At 41.2% G+C, this 15,560-nt stretch carries 19 protein-coding genes; 17 read left to right on the top strand and 2 right to left on the bottom strand.

Translation table 11 applies throughout. The features are described 5' to 3' along the window. Positions 1–40: 40 nt before the first annotated feature. On the bottom strand, positions 41–337 hold the full coding sequence (locus I7804_RS13705; RefSeq protein ID WP_248403884.1) for a helix-turn-helix domain-containing protein: 297 nt from the start codon (positions 335–337) through the stop codon (positions 41–43). A gap of 159 nt (positions 338–496) precedes the next feature. Here I7804_RS13705 and I7804_RS13700 point away from each other — a divergent pair, with 159 nt between their 5' ends. The 15 genes from I7804_RS13700 (at position 497) to I7804_RS13630 (ending at position 11,535) form a co-directional block, all read left to right on the top strand. Continuing rightward, the gene (locus I7804_RS13700; protein ID WP_013280038.1) at positions 497–733 is read left to right on the top strand and encodes a hypothetical protein; all 237 of its coding nucleotides are present in this window, start codon (positions 497–499) and stop codon (positions 731–733) included. Between the two features lie 129 nt (positions 734–862). Beyond that, entirely contained in the window at positions 863–1,837 is a 975-nt protein-coding gene (locus I7804_RS13695) for an AAA family ATPase (RefSeq protein WP_015550818.1), read from the top strand. A gap of 107 nt (positions 1,838–1,944) precedes the next feature. Continuing rightward, positions 1,945–2,178 carry a hypothetical protein gene (locus I7804_RS13690; protein ID WP_015550817.1) on the top strand — a complete coding sequence of 78 codons (234 nt, stop codon included), beginning with the start codon at positions 1,945–1,947 and terminating at the stop codon, positions 2,176–2,178. A 273-nt stretch (positions 2,179–2,451) separates the two neighbouring features. After that, on the top strand, positions 2,452–2,685 hold the full coding sequence (locus tag I7804_RS13685; RefSeq protein ID WP_248403883.1) for a hypothetical protein: 234 nt from the start codon (positions 2,452–2,454) through the stop codon (positions 2,683–2,685). Beyond that, positions 2,670–3,464, top strand: a complete 795-nt coding sequence (locus I7804_RS13680) for a plasmid recombination protein (protein WP_248403882.1) — start codon at positions 2,670–2,672, stop codon at positions 3,462–3,464. The genes I7804_RS13685 and I7804_RS13680 overlap by 16 nt, the downstream gene beginning before the upstream one ends. Positions 3,465–3,706: 242 nt before the next feature. Then, on the top strand, positions 3,707–4,135 hold the full coding sequence (locus I7804_RS13675; protein ID WP_103952124.1) for a hypothetical protein: 429 nt from the start codon (positions 3,707–3,709) through the stop codon (positions 4,133–4,135). Between the two features lie 112 nt (positions 4,136–4,247). Beyond that, entirely contained in the window at positions 4,248–4,670 is a 423-nt protein-coding gene (locus I7804_RS13670) for a MarR family winged helix-turn-helix transcriptional regulator (protein WP_034491627.1), read from the top strand. Continuing rightward, complete coding sequence (locus I7804_RS13665) at positions 4,671–5,339, top strand: nitroreductase family protein (RefSeq protein WP_331477814.1); 669 nt, start codon at positions 4,671–4,673, stop codon at positions 5,337–5,339. Between the two features lie 85 nt (positions 5,340–5,424). Then, positions 5,425–6,645 (top strand): alpha/beta hydrolase family protein, encoded by a 1,221-nt coding sequence (locus I7804_RS13660; RefSeq protein WP_248403880.1) that lies wholly within the window; start codon positions 5,425–5,427, stop codon positions 6,643–6,645. 150 nt (positions 6,646–6,795) lie between these two features. Beyond that, positions 6,796–7,137 (top strand): hypothetical protein, encoded by a 342-nt coding sequence (locus tag I7804_RS13655; RefSeq protein WP_248403879.1) that lies wholly within the window; start codon positions 6,796–6,798, stop codon positions 7,135–7,137. 146 nt (positions 7,138–7,283) lie between these two features. Next, on the top strand, positions 7,284–7,601 hold the full coding sequence (locus I7804_RS13650) for a TfoX/Sxy family protein (RefSeq protein ID WP_331477813.1): 318 nt from the start codon (positions 7,284–7,286) through the stop codon (positions 7,599–7,601). Positions 7,602–7,855: 254 nt separating this feature from the next. Then, entirely contained in the window at positions 7,856–8,110 is a 255-nt protein-coding gene (locus I7804_RS13645; RefSeq protein ID WP_248403878.1) for a GNAT family N-acetyltransferase, read from the top strand. A gap of 189 nt (positions 8,111–8,299) precedes the next feature. Then, positions 8,300–8,716: a hypothetical protein gene (locus tag I7804_RS13640; protein ID WP_248403877.1), complete on the top strand. Its 417-nt coding sequence runs from the start codon at positions 8,300–8,302 to the stop codon at positions 8,714–8,716. 885 nt (positions 8,717–9,601) lie between these two features. Next, entirely contained in the window at positions 9,602–10,684 is a 1,083-nt protein-coding gene (locus I7804_RS13635) for an alpha/beta hydrolase (protein ID WP_248403876.1), read from the top strand. A gap of 371 nt (positions 10,685–11,055) precedes the next feature. After that, positions 11,056–11,535, top strand: coding sequence for a hypothetical protein (locus tag I7804_RS13630; protein ID WP_248403875.1), 480 nt, complete (start codon positions 11,056–11,058; stop codon positions 11,533–11,535). A gap of 211 nt (positions 11,536–11,746) precedes the next feature. Here I7804_RS13630 and abc-f read toward each other — a convergent pair whose 3' ends face one another. After that, positions 11,747–13,774 carry a ribosomal protection-like ABC-F family protein gene (gene abc-f, locus I7804_RS13625; protein WP_248403874.1) on the bottom strand — a complete coding sequence of 676 codons (2,028 nt, stop codon included), beginning with the start codon at positions 13,772–13,774 and terminating at the stop codon, positions 11,747–11,749. A 189-nt stretch (positions 13,775–13,963) separates the two neighbouring features. Between abc-f and I7804_RS13620 the strand changes: the two genes are divergently transcribed. Beyond that, positions 13,964–14,611, top strand: coding sequence for a redox-sensing transcriptional repressor Rex (locus I7804_RS13620; protein ID WP_022758731.1), 648 nt, complete (start codon positions 13,964–13,966; stop codon positions 14,609–14,611). 250 nt (positions 14,612–14,861) lie between these two features. Further along, positions 14,862–15,509 (top strand): hypothetical protein, encoded by a 648-nt coding sequence (locus tag I7804_RS13615; protein WP_248403873.1) that lies wholly within the window; start codon positions 14,862–14,864, stop codon positions 15,507–15,509. Positions 15,510–15,560: the final 51 nt, after the last annotated feature.

Here is a 15,560-nt window from a genome sequence, read left to right as displayed (position 1 = left end):
CTACAGCTCCACTCTTCAGTTTTTGGCGGGCGATTTACGTCTATATTAAAGTGAAGACCTGCTTTTTATTTAATTCGTTTAGAACATAGAGGACATCTGAGAGTGTATCTAAAGTGATGTTCTTCTTCTGATATCCAATAAGTTCTGCCGGAGAGATGTTAAGAATACTTGCGATCTCATTCAGTACACCTATTGAAGGCTCTATTTCACCGCTTTCATATTTCTGTACGGTACGCATAGTTTTACCTAGTCTGTTAGCCAGTTCAGTCTGACTGAGGTGCTGAGCTTTTCTGGCTTCTTTAATTCTATTTCCAATATCAGATCTATTATTCATCATACTGACCTCCTTGTGTGAATTGTAACATGTAGTAATACGAATTGCAAGAACGTAATACGAATTATAAATACATATTTTGTGTTGACAAATGAATTACTAAGACGTATTATCAAAATACGAACTGATAATTCGTATTTTGAAAGAAGGGAGGTGAAAAGTATGGAAGACAAAAAGTTATATGTAGAACTACCAAGATTTACCGGTAGAAATGTTCCTATAACTGAGGTTGCCGAGGCAATGCACAAGGATGCACAGTTCGTAAGAATTGGAATCCAGCAGGGGATATTCAAATTTGGATATGCCATGAAGAAAGAGAATTCTAGTGAATACAACTACTATTGTCCAGACAGAAAGGTATGGGAAGAGATTGGATACTTTAGTCCAGAAGCAGTCTAAAATGAAAAAACTCTCTTGCTGGTAACAAGAGAGTGAATGAAAAGCCGGAGCTTTTGTAAATTCGATTAAATAAAGTATAGCAAGGGTTCCGGCCAAGTTCAACAAAAAAGTAAGATTGGAGGAATCAAAATGGAAACAAGCAAACCAGAATTAAAGCTTATCCAGATGTCAGATGTAGAAGCTGAAGAAGTTTCCTGGCTATGGTATCCGTTTATACCATATGGAAAGCTTACCATCATTCAGGGAGATCCCGGAGATGGAAAAACAACTTTTGTACTAAATGCAGCAGCGAAGTTATCAAAAGGAATTTCGTTAGATACAGGTCTGCAGAGTGAGGAACCAATAAACATCATATATCAGACAGCAGAAGACGGACTGGCTGATACAGTAAAGCCAAGACTTGAAGGTGCCGGGGCTGACTGCTCCAAAATCCATGTGATAGATGAGAGTGATAAATCGCTATCAATGGTAGATGAGAGAGTTGAACAGGCAATCATAAGGACTGGAGCAAAACTCTTGATTCTGGATCCACTACAGGCATATCTCGGAGGCGGAATGGATATGAATAGAGCTAACGAAGCAAGAGATATGACTAAGAAGCTGGGAGCTCTGGCGGAGAAGTACAAATGTGCAATCATCCTAATCGGACACATGAACAAGGCTTCCGGAAACAAGGCAGCCTATAGAGGGATGGGATCAATTGACTTCTACGCAGTAGCAAGAAGTGTCCTGCTGGTAGGAAGGATAGAAGGAGAACCGGAACTAAGGGCAATAGTCCAAATAAAGAACAACTTAGCAGCATTTGGACATTCAAAGGCCTTCAGATTATCAGAAAAGGGATTCGAGTGGATTGGAGATTATGAAATAACCGCAGACGAAGTTCTCGGAGGAATTGCACCGAAAGCGAATAAGCAGGAAAAGGCGATAGCTCTTCTGAGAGAATTGGCTGAAGACCATAATATGATCCCAAGTAACGAGGCAGTAGAACTGGCTAAAGAAGAGGATATATCAAAAAGAACTCTGGAGATAGCCAAAAATGAACTTGGGATAAAAGCCAGGAGAATCAACAATACCTGGTACTGGATATTGAAAGAGAACGAATGATAATCAAGACCGCAACAATGTAAGGTATCTGAAGTTACACTCTTAAGATTGCAAGGTTGTAAAAAGATAAAGACACTGCATTGTTGCGGACTAGAAGAAAGGGACGAATGAAAAACGTACAGATATCACAGGAATTATTTATAAGGCTGGTACGATTACTGGTCTTTGAGTTTGATGAAGATACTGATCTGATCAAAAAAGAACTTGAAGACAAGATGGAAAAACTAGTGAGGCATGAAATCTATTCAAAGTTCAAGACAGCACCCACAGAAGAGGAGAAGGAAAAAGCTCGTCAGGACTACCTCGATATGGTGGGAATGCACAGGGATTTTAGATGGTGATTTCCCTTGATGGATTGAACGGGAGCGTGACACGCTCCGGTAATAATCAGCCAAGGAATGAATGGCTTGGCAGGCGAGCGGAGCGAGCTTCCCATAACGTGTCGTTATGGGTAACCCTCTATGGATAATGACATTACACATCATTATCCGGGGGCTCTCGAGGGGCCTGCCGGCGGCAAAAAATATTACGAAAGGAGTTTGTTTATGATAACAGTGACATTTCACATTTCATGTAAGAAGCATTCGCTCACTAAAACGCGAGATGTGGTTTCGGTGAGCAAACACAATCTTCGATTATTTCAAAGCGAAGAGTATAACGAAGAAATGATCGAAGTGGAAGTCGGGAGTGAAGTAAATGTTCTCGATGATGTAAAAGAGATTTATGAAAGGGAATTCTCTGAGGCACTTGCGGAATACAACAAAGGTAAAAGAAGTGACAGACAGATTCCTGACTATCTGGAGTATGTATCCGAAAGTAAAAAAAGAATGATGTGGCTACGGAGGTAATTCTCCAAGTAGGGGATAAGGAATTCTGGGCAGATAAGACGAGAGAGCAGTGGAATGCAATGAAGCCACTCTTGAGAGATCAGCTTGAATATGTAAAAGAGATAGTTCCGGAATTCAAAATCGCATCGGCGGTAACACACTTGGATGAGGATTCACCTCATATGCACGTAGTAGGAGTTCCGGTAGCAACAGGATACAAACGAGGACTAAGCAAACAGGTGGCAAAAACAAAAGTGTTTGATCAGGAGAGACTAGAAAAAATACAAGATCTAATGCACGATTTTGTAGAGCATCAGATGATAGACCACCCGGAGATCTTTGGAGATGAAACCTTAAAGCCAAAGGAAAAAGGAAGGAATAGCGACTTCTCAAAAGAATTCTACTTAAGGCTAAAGCAGCAAGAATATGAAAAGCTGGAAGATAAGTGCCAGGAGAAGGAGACACAGATTGAAGCTCTGGACGGAACGGCTAAAGAAATGAAGGAGGACATTGAAAGCACAGTTAACCAATATGTGGACTCAGTGGTAAATACAGAAATGAAAAAGGAATTCATGAGATACGCAACACTCGAAAATCCTAAGACCACACTGGGAAAACTAGTCTCGAAAGCCTTCAGAACATTCAAGGAATGGTGGGATAAGACCAAGAAGCCTGAGGTAGCTGAAAAGGCTAAAACAAGCATTTTGCAAAAGCTAAGAGAAAGCCAGGCGATAGTTGATCAGAGAAAAGAGCAACAAGTCCCTAATCTTAATAGGAATAATCAAAGACCTGAGAGATGAATAACTGATAGTGCAATAGGCAGGGGCGTGAAAACGCCCTTGTTTTATGCACATAATATTGAACAGGATGGTAGATATAGGTATAATTATAAACAGTTGCTACAAAGTAAAAATTTAAGTATTTCTGAATAGATTAACTTTCAGTTTAATCTGCTTAATCTGCACATCAACCCATGAAGGGGTGTTAAGTATTTCTGCATCGTCACCCACAAAAACTCTGCTTGCTTCCCCGTCATTCATCAATGTATATCGAGAAGCGGAAGCTGACGCCGTATGACGCGGAGGATTCTGGCGGCGAGACGGTCAAGTGGTACCGTGTCAGGAAGACATGGGCGGATAGTAAGAGTCAGAAGGGCACTTACAAGGTTCTTGCCAATGCGAAGAAGTGTGCAGATCAGAATCCTGGATATAAGGTGTTCGATGCTGACGGCAAGGTGGTGTATGAGCCTAAAACGGCGGAGCCTGCGGTGAAGGTGCCGTTTCTGGTACAGGTGAAGATCAGTGATCTGAATATCAAGAAAGGTCCGGGAACCAACTATGATAGGGTTCAGTTCTGTCCTCTGGGTATTTATACCATTGTGACTACTTCCAGTGGTGCGTGGGCTTCTCTTTGGGGGAAACTGAAAAGCGGGATTGGCTGGCTGAGTTTGGATTTCTGCCAGAGAGTGTAATAATTGCGGCTGATGGAGTTTTGTCTGTCAGCTGGCTTTTTTTGAATTTTCAGTTGACAAGTCAATACAATTTTAGTACAATTGACTTGTCAACTGAGATGGAGGAATTAAAATGTTAAAAGCAGGAACATATATATCTGTGTTGATGCGTCAGCTGAATTTGTTCTTTGGTCATGAACTATCTGATGTTGAGATTACAGCATCGGAGCTGATGTACCTTTCACAGCTGTATAATAGAGACGGACTTACCCAAGAGGAGATGGCAGCTGTGATTACCGTAGATAAGGCGGCAACGACAAGAACTATCCAGGGAATGGAGAAGAAAGGGCTTGTCCGCAGGGAAGCGCATGAAGAAAATTACCGGGCAAAAAGGGTGTATCTGACTGATAAGGCGAAGAACGCAGAGCCGCGGATCCGTGAGCTTCAGAAGAAATGGGTGGATTTTATTACACAGGACATGACGCAAAAGGAAGCAGAAGTCTTTGCTGCTCAGTTAAAGAAGATGTCGCAGCGGGCAAAGGAAATCAATCAGTAAATGGAGGGATTTTATATGGATATGAAACAGGCAATGTTAGAACGGCATATGGTGCGTAAATACACGGATAAAGCTATCCCGGAGGATGTCGTGACGAAACTGAATGACCGCGTAAGAAAAAATAATGAGCAGTTTGGACTATCCATTAAGCTCATGACAAATGATAATACTGCGGTTCCGGGCGTGATTAAGCTGATCCTGGCCAAGGGCGTGAACAATTTTTTCATTATGGCGGGTCCGGAAGGTGCTGATGAACTATGTGGCTATTGCGGCGCAGACCTTATGCTGTATGCGCAGACACTGGGGCTGAATACATGGTGGGTCGGTGGAACCTTTAACAGGAAGGGAGCACAGGAGAAGGCAGAGGGAGCAAAACCGGTGGGGATCATTGCTGTAGGTTATGGTCAGACACAGGGGGTGCCGCATAAGTCTAAGAAGGCATCCGATGTCAGTACTTATGACGGAGAAGTGCCCGAGTGGTTTAAGAATGGTGTGGATGCAGCACTTCTGGCACCTACGGCGTTGGCAAAGCAGGCATTTACTATAAGCGGAAAAGAAAGCAAGGTTTCCATTTCCTGTGATAATGGAATCTTTACCGGGGTGGATACTGGCCTTGTGAAATACCATTTTGAGCTTGGAGCAGGAAAAGATAATTTTGCGTGGGAATGAAATAAGGCCGGCAGACACAGAATGCGACTGCCGGTTTTTATTCAAAAACACAGTTGACAAGTCAAATGAATAAGGAGGTACCTCAATGAGTATTTTAAAGAAAAACAACGGTTCAATGTCAAAAGGACCGAGCATACAGTCAATCTCAGGCAATCATTGGTCTGAGCTTAAGTTTACGGACGGGATCATGACGGATGCCATTATGAAGCATGTGATGGGTCTCTGCTATCTTGGCATGGCGGATGCCGGAGAAGCGTTCGAGGTTGTAAGCCGTTTGAATGACAAGGAAACCGACAGTTGGGAGAATACGTGGGCTGATCTTGCATCAAAACTTAAAACGAGGGCACAGAACTCTGAGAAAAATGAAAAGAAGATTAGCGCATCTACTGCGTATCTTCGTGCGTCAACATATTACCGTATGGCAACCATGTATATGGAGGATGTGCATTCTCCTAAGATGGAAGAATATACAAGGCATAGCTTTGACTGTTATGAGAAATCGCTGGCGCTGTCAGGGTATCCAGGGAAATATGTGGAGATCCCATATGAGGGGACTTATCTTCCGGGTCATTTCTACCAATCTCCTTATGCAAAAAGGGATAAGGCTCCGCTTCTGGTGCTTACTCCAGGCAGGGATACCTGGGCTGTAGATACCAGATGGATGTTTGATGCTGCATTAAAACGTGGAATACACTGTCTTACCTACGATGGACCAGGACAGGGGTATGCCCTTCGATTTCAGAATTTGAAGTTCCGCCCGGACTGGGAAAAGGTTATGGGACCTGTTCTTGATTATGCTGAAACGATGGATTGTGTTGATATGTCTCGCATAGCATGTATGGGATTTTCATTTGGTGGTTTCCTGATGCCGAGAGTAGCAGCGTTTGACAAAAGAATAAAGTTGATCATTGCAGATCCCGGAAATATCAGTTGGGGGAAAGGAATTGGAGAGAGACTGGCAATGCTGCAAAAGATGCCGTCAAAGATGCGCCCAAAGTTCATGAGTGTTATGCTGGAAGATTATGCATGGAAGCATGGAGTGCCGGAGGAATCAGTCGTAGATGAATTGAAAAAGTATGATAACACAAAAATACTGGACAAGGTGGAGTGTGAAGTTTTAATCCTTGATGGTACGGCTGAGATGACATTCGGAGCTGCTAAGGAACTTTATGACGCTCTACCGAATGCAAGGAACAAGGATTATATTCTGTTTGATGATGACAGCACTGCGCAGTGCCATACCCAGATGGGTGGCTATGCGACCGGCTCGGAGATCATTATGGACTGGGTGGAGGATCATATCTGATCTTTAATATACGAGTGATTCATATAGATGAACATATCCAATCAGGTAATAATTGTTCAACTTAATATTAACTGACCGTATGCTGTACCGGAAAGATGCATTATAAAAGGCGAGATAAGAAGTGGCGTACATGTAGATGCGTATCGGACAATGGATCATGTAGAAAGTATTTATTCAGAGGATGCGGTAGGAGCGGGTGCAGAGCTCTGGGTAGATAAAAAAGAGAGAATCACCGTTTACAAGATAGACGTCAATGCCAGGTCTGGAAGTGCTTTAGACAGTTATAAAAGAGCCTTAGAGAAACAGGGAAAGAGAGCCGCAGCAAAGAAATCCTTTGGAGGAAGTGACATTAATTCACTGATAAAACACGGGATGGATGGCCTTAATATATATGGTCCCATGCATAACATACATACAACTGAAGAATACACAACTGTACAGGAAATAGTCAGCTTTGCAGAACTGATTAAGATTCTTATGACACAGCCATGAGGGGGCCATAATGGGAGAGAACTCATATGGAAAACAAGATATTTGCATAAAACATGCATAAATATTTGCTGTTTATAAAGGTCTTTGGTCAATTTTACCGGAATACAATGTAGAGCGACTAATCAGCAGTTTGATGGGGGAAAACTATGGTGAGTGAATATAATGAATATGTTCGTGAGGCTTTATCTGCAGCCGGTGATATTGTCATAAAATCTATGATGGGCGGGTATCTTGTATACCTCAATGGAAAACTGATAGGTGACATTTGCGATAATGAACTGTTTCTAAAGAGAACGCCGACATCGGACAGAATGCTTGCGGAGTCTGAACTGCGTTATCCGTATGAAGGTTCAAAGACTCTGATGCATGTATTTGATAGTTTTGATGACAAGGCTTTGATTTTGGAACTGTTGAATGGTATGTATGCTGAACTTCCGGATAAGAAACCAAAGAAAGCAAAATGAGACAGAAAACATCTCAATTATCGGGATGGATGGTGGAACGTTATTCCGGAAGATAATCTTACAAAAGACAGACAAAGATTTAATGAGTAGAGAATAAAATCAGAGTATTATTTTTGATCGCGGTTATTAAAGTTGCCGCCAGCAGCATACAGTAGCCCTGAGCTTTCTACCGTACGCAGCAGGTAAACAGCAACTCGCCCTAGAAATGCCCAAAACAAGGCACTTAAGGCAGTGAAAAAGTTCTCTAAGAGAGAATGAAAGAGTTCACAGGACATGTTGGTTATTCAGTCAGACCTTCAGAGAGAAGGAAAGGATATGCAAAGAGAATGCTTGCTAAAGCGCTGGATTTTCTTAAGAGCTTTGGATTTGATGAAATAGGAGTAAGCTGTATTCCTTCAAATGAAGCCAGTAAAAAGACAATTCTTGCAAATGGCGGAGAGTATATCGAAACAGTATTTTTAGAATGTGATCAGGTAGATCTTGAAAGATACAGGATCCGTCTGAACTGAATGATTTAGTAAAAGAATAACAGCAGTATTAAAAAGACGTATAGCCTGTGAGTACATGAATTATACGTCTTTTTTTGCTGCGATTATTATTTATTTACAAAGATACTATATGGTAAGCTATGTATCGTTATGATATATGCAGGCCTCATATATCAATTGTATTTTTGTTTTGAATATAGAAAGGTTAATATGATGACAAGTTCAAGTTGTTGGGGATTAGCATTTTTACCATTTGTATTACTCTTGGTAATGGTGGATATGATTTCTGGAATTAAATATAAGAAATCCAAAAAGTTTAAAGGAAGAGTTATTGATAGTATAGACACAGAGATAGTTTATTTTGGTCGCCGCTGTGGTGAAATATATGAAACATATGATGTTTGTTACGAATATAATGGCCAGACACTTCGAGGCGAGGTTTGCACAGATGAAACAGGGTTAAGACGTGGAGATAAGATAGATGTTTATGTATATGATCCGGATAATCTTCATGAAATTCAATCAGATATCGGATGGAGGAAATTTCAAATATTTGCTGCGTGTGCTGTGGGAATTATAGTTATATTATTGATGTTTTTGCTTTTTTATGGGGCATGGACCAAATGAATTATGATAGCCAATATAAAAATAAAGTAACTGTTGGTAGCTATTATAATTCTTATGAATATAACAAATAATTTATTGAGAATAATAAAGAGACATTTAATGATAGTTTTTTCAAGGAGGAAGTTTTTTGAGAGCATTGGGTGGTTATTTAGGAATAGGTTTTTTTATATCGGTATTTATTTTTTGGGCAATTATAAATTTGATTTTAGGAATAAGATATAAGAAATCTAAAAGTTTAGAGGAAAGGTCATTGATAGTAAAGGGACAGAGATTGTTAAGATAAATAGTAGGTGTGGTGAGATATATGAGACATATAATGTTAGCTATGATTATAAAGGCAAGACGCTGGAAGGAGAAGTATGCACCAGTGAAAAAGGTCTAAAACCTGGAGCTAATATCGTTGTTTATATATATGATCCGGAAGGAGTCCATGAAATCCAATCAGATATCAACTGGAGAAAATATAAATTCTATGCTGGGTATAGTCTATTTGTAATCGCATTGTTTTTGATGCTTTCGCTTTTGATATGGTCTTTACGATCAAGTATTGAAACTACTGCTCCCCAAACACATTCATATACGTATGTTTTCCCGGATAATCAACATTGGTGAGGGTTTGCCAAAGTTTATGAGGGTCAGTCCAGAGGGGCTGGCTCTTTTTCCTTATGATGATGAAGAGATCCAAAAACAAGTTGATGAGTATTTGGAAATTAAAAAGGAGCTTGAAAGATATAACTCGAATTAATGAATGCCAATAGCATGATTATAGCAATATATGGCTTGTGAGCGGCTTTTTACATGATTATAATGATAAATCATGCAAATGATTTGATAATAGTAGTACTAGTTGTGACTGTTTATTCTTTCAGTTCAAAGGGGCTGGTTATGAAAAAGAAAAGTATATCAATTATATTGGCATTAGCTATAACGGCACTATGTGCATGTGGTGCAAATTCACAGGGGGACAACGGTATGGGAGCAGAAAACAGTAACGAAGAAATAAGCATGGAAGTAGCAAATAGCACCGGGGAGAGTAGCGTAGCTACAGATAACAGCAGTGAAGACTTAAGCTCTTTTGCTTCAGGAATAAAGACAGAGGATGACTCAGAAGGTGCTGACACAGAGTTCGTTCTTAATGATGAGATTGATGAAAGATGTCCATTAATGATCGAGTCAAAGCGCGGTGATGTAGAATACGGCGAGTTCACACATGCAACTTATTATTCTGAAACCTGTGGACTGGAGAGGGGTTACAGTATTCTTCTTCCTGCAGATTATAGCGAAGATAAGAAGTATCCGGTTTTGTATCTTTTACATGGTATCTTTGGAAACGAGTACTCTTTTTCCTCAGATGGAGAGAACAGGATCAAAGAGATCGTAGGTAATATGGCGGCTGATGAACTCATCGAAGAGACAATCGTTGTATGTCCTAACATGTACGCAACATCTGATCCTTACCAGCAGCCTGGTTTTGATAGCGAGAGCGTTCTTCCTTACGACAATTTCATCAACGATCTTGTTAATGACCTGATGCCTCACATTGAGAGCGAATATTCAATTCTTACAGGTAGAGAAAATACTTATCTTGCAGGCTTTTCAATGGGCGGCAGAGAGACAATCTATATCACGCTTCAAAGACCTGAGCTCTTTGGTTATGTATGTGCAATCTCTGCAGCACCGGGAATCGTTCCTACAACAGATAAATTCATGACTCACGAGGGAATGATCGAAGAGAGCGAGATGAAATTTGCAGATGGCGCAGTAGAGCCTGATGTATTCATTGTCTGCTGCGGCAGCAGGGATTCAGTAGTTGGAACATATCCAAAGCAGTATCATGAGCTTTTAGAAGCTAACGGCGCTGACCACATCTGGTACGAGATTACAGGCGCAGATCATGATAATAATGCTATCAAGAGCGGTCTTTTCAATCTCTTCAAGCAGATCGCCTATGATAAGAGCAAGTCTTAAACTATAGTTCCCGACCAACTTTTCTAACCACGTTTCAACGACACCTCTGCAGGGCAGGAGATCTTAAATAGCTTGTAGAAATCATTCATGATCTTTGTTGCCTCTGTTGTCAGCAGCTCGGTAGCATATATTTTGCACTTCTGATTGCGGAGGTTCATAAACATTGAGTTTATTGAACCTGGTACTATTAACTGGGCTCCGGACGGATTTGATATGGATTTCGAATTGGATTTCAAACGCAAGGATGAATAAAATGTTTTGATGCATTTCGTAATATAAAAATGTCGTTTCGTCGGATTTAGAAGAATCGAATAATAATCGATAGTACAATTGATTTGTCGCATAAAAACTACTACTAGGAGGAAAAGGCTATGGAATACAAATTCAGAGTTCAGACAGAGGAAGAACAAAAGGAGTTTAATGGAGGCGCACATATTTGCGCTATTTACGATTTCTTTAAGTATGCAAAAGAAATGGAATCTAAAATTCCACTTGCATTTGGACAGCTAAAGGCTAGATTTGGGGAGCCTTCATATTTAACCAAAAATTTTGAGAATATGTACAGTTATAATCTCTGTGCAGAAGCTGAAAATGGCGAGAAGTTTTATCTATATGCTTATTGTGGCCCTACAGGCCCTGCTATTGGCGGAAATTCCGGAGATGAAAGCACAGAAAAGGCAGCCAGAGCTTTAGCAGATTACATAATAGAGGCAGATCCAGTGGATTACGAGATTGAAGCATATTATCTTGATGGTCCATGCAGATTGGTTCAGGGTGTGAAAGACGGCGTACCATATTCAACTGAAGAAGAGATTGAATTTGATGATCCCGCACTCGCTGAACTTTATTGATAAGGAAGTCATTACCATTAAAGCTGGCGAAACAATTGAGTATAAAGGAGTGGCTTTCTGCTCAAAGAATAACGGCAGCGAGATCAAGAGCGACAGGCTCTTTCCTGACCTGACAATAGAAGAAATTGAGTGATACTTAAAGAGGGTGAATCTTCTGGAATAGAAGATAACACCCTCTTTTTATTAGTTTTATAACAATCTATAACCTGTATTACTCAGAAAGCATTGCCCACTTATCATACAGTACTTCGAGTTTTGCTGTTATGTCTTCCTGCTCGTCCGTGCGCTTACGAAGTTCTGCAAGGTCTGTTGCGATCTCAGGTCTGGACATTTCTTCATTCAGGACTTCGTTACGCTCTTCAAGTTTTGCGATTTCTTCTTCGCAGGCTTTAAGCTCTTTTTCCTTCTTCTTCTGCTGGGCAGCAGCGGCTTTCTGGGCTTTCCAGTCGGCCTTGCCGTCTGTAGCATCGGCACTGTCACCTGCATACTGGAAGCTGTTAGCTTTGATCGAACCTGAAGCAGATGAAGTATTTGTACTTCCTAAGCTAGAAACGCTCTGGCCTCCAAGAAGTACTCCGCTTGCAGCAGCGGTAGCAGTAGCAGACTGATTACCTGCAAGGATCTGAGCCATACGCTCATCATGGTGCTCGAGATAATAGTCGTAGTTACCAAGATAGTTAACAAGTACGCCGTTTGTAAGATCCAGGATCCTGGTAGCAGTCTTGTTGATGAAGTATCTGTCGTGGCTTACGTACAGGACAGTTCCCTCATAGCCGTTAAGAGCACTTTCAAGAACTTCCTTACTTGTAATATCAAGGTGGTTTGTAGGCTCATCGAGAAGCAAGAGATTAGCTTCAGAGAGCATAAGCTTTGCAAGTGACATACGACCCTTTTCACCACCGGAGAGGTCGCCGACACGCTTAAATACGTCTTCGCCAGTAAAGAGGAAGGCAGCAAGCGTATTTCTTATCTCTGTATTATTAAGAGTTGGATACTCATCTGAAATTTCTTCAAAAAGAGTCTTTTCATCATGAAGCACGTGGTGTTCCTGATCGTAGTAACCAGGGTGAACTTTGACGCCAAGGGTTATCTTGCCTGCATCAGGAGGAAGAAGACCGTTGATGATCTTGAGCATTGTGGTCTTACCGGTTCCGTTATCGCCGATGATCGCTACGCGCTCGCCTCTTTTTATTTCGAATGATATATTCTCAAAAAGGTGGGCATTTTCAAAGGATTTGGAGATGCCTTCTACATTTAGTACGTCATTACCTGATACGCAGGATGGTGTGAGCTTTATCTTCATCTCATCATCAACTTCTGTAGGCTTTTCGATACGCTCGATCTTCTCAAGCATCTTTTCCCTGCTCTCAGCACGCTTTATGGATTTCTCACGGTTGAAGCTCTTAAGCTTATCGATTACTTCCTGCTGGTGCTTGATCTCCTGCTGCTGATTGATGTAGGCGTGCCATGCTATAGCGCGGCGCTTTTCTTTTTCTGTAGCATAGAAAGAGTAGTTGCCGTTGTAGATGCCGGCCTTTGTCTGGTCGATCTCGACGATCTTGCCTGCTATCTTATCAAGGAAGTAACGATCGTGGGATACGATCAGTACGGCGCCCTTGTAGTTGAGAAGATAGGTCTCAAGCCACTGTATGGAATTCATATCAAGATGGTTGGTGGGCTCGTCAAGGATGATAAGGTCAGGCTTTTGGAGAAGGAGCTTACCAAGGGCAACTCTTGTCTTCTGGCCTCCGGAGAGGGTACTGATGGACTTTCCGAACTCTTCATCTGTAAAGCCAAGACCTCTGGCTACTCCGGCGACTTCGCTCTGCCAGGCGTATCCGTCGATAAGCTGGAAGTGGTGAGTCATTGCGGTGTAGTCATTCATGAGCTTTGTAAGGTCGTCTCCTGTAAGGACCTTCATCTGTTCTTCAGCTTCGCGGATCTTCTCTTCAAGCTCTATCGTATCTTTTTTGACAAGCTTAAGTTCATCATAGATCGTATTGCCTGAATCTATGTTCTGGTTCTGTGCCAGGTATCCAAAACTTGTATCCTTGGCAAAAACAACTTCGCCTTCGTCAGGTGACAGCTGCCCTGTTATTATCTTTAAAAGTGTAGTCTTGCCGGCTCCGTTAATACCGACGATAGCTGCTTTTTCATTTGCTTCTATGTGAAAAGAAACACCTTTTAAGATGTCTTTACCGTCGAAAGATTTACATATATTGTGACATGAAAGTAACATGATATACCTCGCATCATTTGTGCTTTGAAATGCAGGCTCAGTCTTGAAATGGCTGGCCTTGTATTTTATTCATAACAGCAATATATTACACTGATTAGGATATAATTTCAATTGACTAAAGTTTAACGATTCGCTACAATTATAGAGTGATACAAAATTAACAATAATAACAGATCAGGAGGAAGGCGCATGGATAAAGAAATATCCCAGGCAGTAGTCAGCCGCCTGCCCCGTTATTTCAGATATCTTGGTGAGCTTAAGGCTAGCGGAGTAGAGAGGATTTCATCTCAGGAACTTTCTGACATAATGAAGGTTACAGCCTCACAGATAAGGCAGGATTTCAACAATTTCGGTGGATTTGGACAACAGGGCTATGGCTATAATGTAGAGTATCTGTATGATGAGATCAGTAAGATACTTGGCATTGATAAGAAGCACCAGCTCATCATTATAGGAACGGGTAATCTTGGTACAGCTCTGGCGGGTTATACCAATTTTTCAACAAGAGGATTTGTTTTCAAGGGTGCATTTGACCGTGACCCGGCTCTTCAAGGCAAGATGATTGGCGATGTTGAGATACGTCCGATAGAAGAGATCGAGGATTTTATCAAGAAGAACAATATCGATATCGCAGTTCTCACAATTCCCAAGGAGCAGGCAGTCCCAATGGCCGACAGACTTATTAAGGCAGGCATCAAGGCAATATGGAACTTTGCTCATGTGGATCTTGATGTTCCGGAGAATGTTCAGGTTGAGAATGTTCATCTTTCAGACAGCCTTATGAAGCTGTCATACAACATTAACCGTTATGAAAGATTCCATGGCGGTAAGAAGTGATTTTGGGCAATATATAAATCGATAGTGATTGGCAGGCTGTGCCGGGACTTAGGTGATTCCGGCGGCCTGTCATTTATATTGATGAAATATAGTATAATAAGTATAGAGCTTTCTCTAAAGACTTTGGATATACCGGTCCGTCGAAGTGAAGAGTTTTAGTATATTCTAAATTAAATCGGGGGATTATCCGAAATACTAAATGCAGGTTTTCGTTGTTTGAGATATAGTCGTGCCTAAGAGGAAGGATGCTATGTCCAGAGAAGAAGATGTCTATATGCCGGCTCTACTTGGCAAGAATATACCAATTGTAACAACTGATGAGAAGTGGAAGATGCTCTTTGGTGAAGAGGGTGTTAGTGATGAGCTGCAGACTCTTGCCGATGAGCTTAATAAGCTTGTGGATGAGCAGGCTAGGTTCAAGCAAAAGATCAAGGATATAAAGCGCCTTAAGAAGACACTTCTTGATGAAGTAATAGGCATATCTGACAGGCTTAATAAGGGCGATAAGTCCGCGGGTAAGGAACTTGATGACAGGAAGAGACTTATAGGAGATTGCAATTCCCAGATCGAAGAGCTTGAAGATCAGCTTTTGGGGCTTCCCAGAGAGATATATCAGCTCAATTATAAGGTTATGGTTGCATCCATGTCTGTATGCTACGAAAGACTTCATCGCAATACAGATGAGATCAACGAGATCGATGAGTGGCTATCCAATACGAGAAAAGAGCTCAAGAAACAGGTCATTAGACTTCAGGAAGGTGAGATGGAGAATTTCAACCTGTATTCATATATGCATGATATCTTCGGACCTGAAGTTATAGATATATTCGATATGGAATATGATCCCGAGAGAAATCACAGGATCAGAACTCCGGGGTCAGGATCCATACAGACGTAATGTACTGGCTTATTCGTAATTGGTCAATAATTAGTACTGACTCATTCATAA

Origin of the sequence: Butyrivibrio fibrisolvens, from assembly GCF_023206215.1 — a bacterium.
In the GTDB taxonomy this organism is placed as follows: Bacteria; Bacillota; Clostridia; order Lachnospirales; family Lachnospiraceae; genus Butyrivibrio; species Butyrivibrio fibrisolvens_C.
The sequence above is the reverse complement of the archived record's forward strand: the minus strand, read 5'-3'. Positions and strand labels throughout refer to the sequence as shown.

What these genes read in the sequence shown, in the direction of transcription:
- I7804_RS13690 (WP_015550817.1), top strand. Translation starts at nt 1,945, where the DNA reads ATGAAAAACGTACAGATATCACAGGAATTATTTATAAGGCTGGTACGA.
- I7804_RS13635 (WP_248403876.1), top strand. Translation starts at nt 9,602, where the DNA reads ATGAAAAAGAAAAGTATATCAATTATATTGGCATTAGCTATAACGGCA.
- I7804_RS13700 (WP_013280038.1), top strand. Translation starts at nt 497, where the DNA reads ATGGAAGACAAAAAGTTATATGTAGAACTACCAAGATTTACCGGTAGA.
- abc-f (WP_248403874.1), bottom strand. Translation starts at nt 13,774, where the DNA reads ATGTTACTTTCATGTCACAATATATGTAAATCTTTCGACGGTAAAGAC.
- I7804_RS13675 (WP_103952124.1), top strand. Translation starts at nt 3,707, where the DNA reads ATGTATATCGAGAAGCGGAAGCTGACGCCGTATGACGCGGAGGATTCT.
- I7804_RS13615 (WP_248403873.1), top strand. Translation starts at nt 14,862, where the DNA reads ATGTCCAGAGAAGAAGATGTCTATATGCCGGCTCTACTTGGCAAGAAT.
- I7804_RS13640 (WP_248403877.1), top strand. Translation starts at nt 8,300, where the DNA reads ATGATGACAAGTTCAAGTTGTTGGGGATTAGCATTTTTACCATTTGTA.
- I7804_RS13630 (WP_248403875.1), top strand. Translation starts at nt 11,056, where the DNA reads ATGGAATACAAATTCAGAGTTCAGACAGAGGAAGAACAAAAGGAGTTT.
- I7804_RS13660 (WP_248403880.1), top strand. Translation starts at nt 5,425, where the DNA reads ATGAGTATTTTAAAGAAAAACAACGGTTCAATGTCAAAAGGACCGAGC.
- I7804_RS13695 (WP_015550818.1), top strand. Translation starts at nt 863, where the DNA reads ATGGAAACAAGCAAACCAGAATTAAAGCTTATCCAGATGTCAGATGTA.
- I7804_RS13705 (WP_248403884.1), bottom strand. Translation starts at nt 337, where the DNA reads ATGATGAATAATAGATCTGATATTGGAAATAGAATTAAAGAAGCCAGA.
- I7804_RS13670 (WP_034491627.1), top strand. Translation starts at nt 4,248, where the DNA reads ATGTTAAAAGCAGGAACATATATATCTGTGTTGATGCGTCAGCTGAAT.
- I7804_RS13650 (WP_331477813.1), top strand. Translation starts at nt 7,284, where the DNA reads ATGGTGAGTGAATATAATGAATATGTTCGTGAGGCTTTATCTGCAGCC.
- I7804_RS13620 (WP_022758731.1), top strand. Translation starts at nt 13,964, where the DNA reads ATGGATAAAGAAATATCCCAGGCAGTAGTCAGCCGCCTGCCCCGTTAT.
- I7804_RS13665 (WP_331477814.1), top strand. Translation starts at nt 4,671, where the DNA reads ATGGAGGGATTTTATATGGATATGAAACAGGCAATGTTAGAACGGCAT.
- I7804_RS13655 (WP_248403879.1), top strand. Translation starts at nt 6,796, where the DNA reads ATGGATCATGTAGAAAGTATTTATTCAGAGGATGCGGTAGGAGCGGGT.
- I7804_RS13645 (WP_248403878.1), top strand. Translation starts at nt 7,856, where the DNA reads ATGAAAGAGTTCACAGGACATGTTGGTTATTCAGTCAGACCTTCAGAG.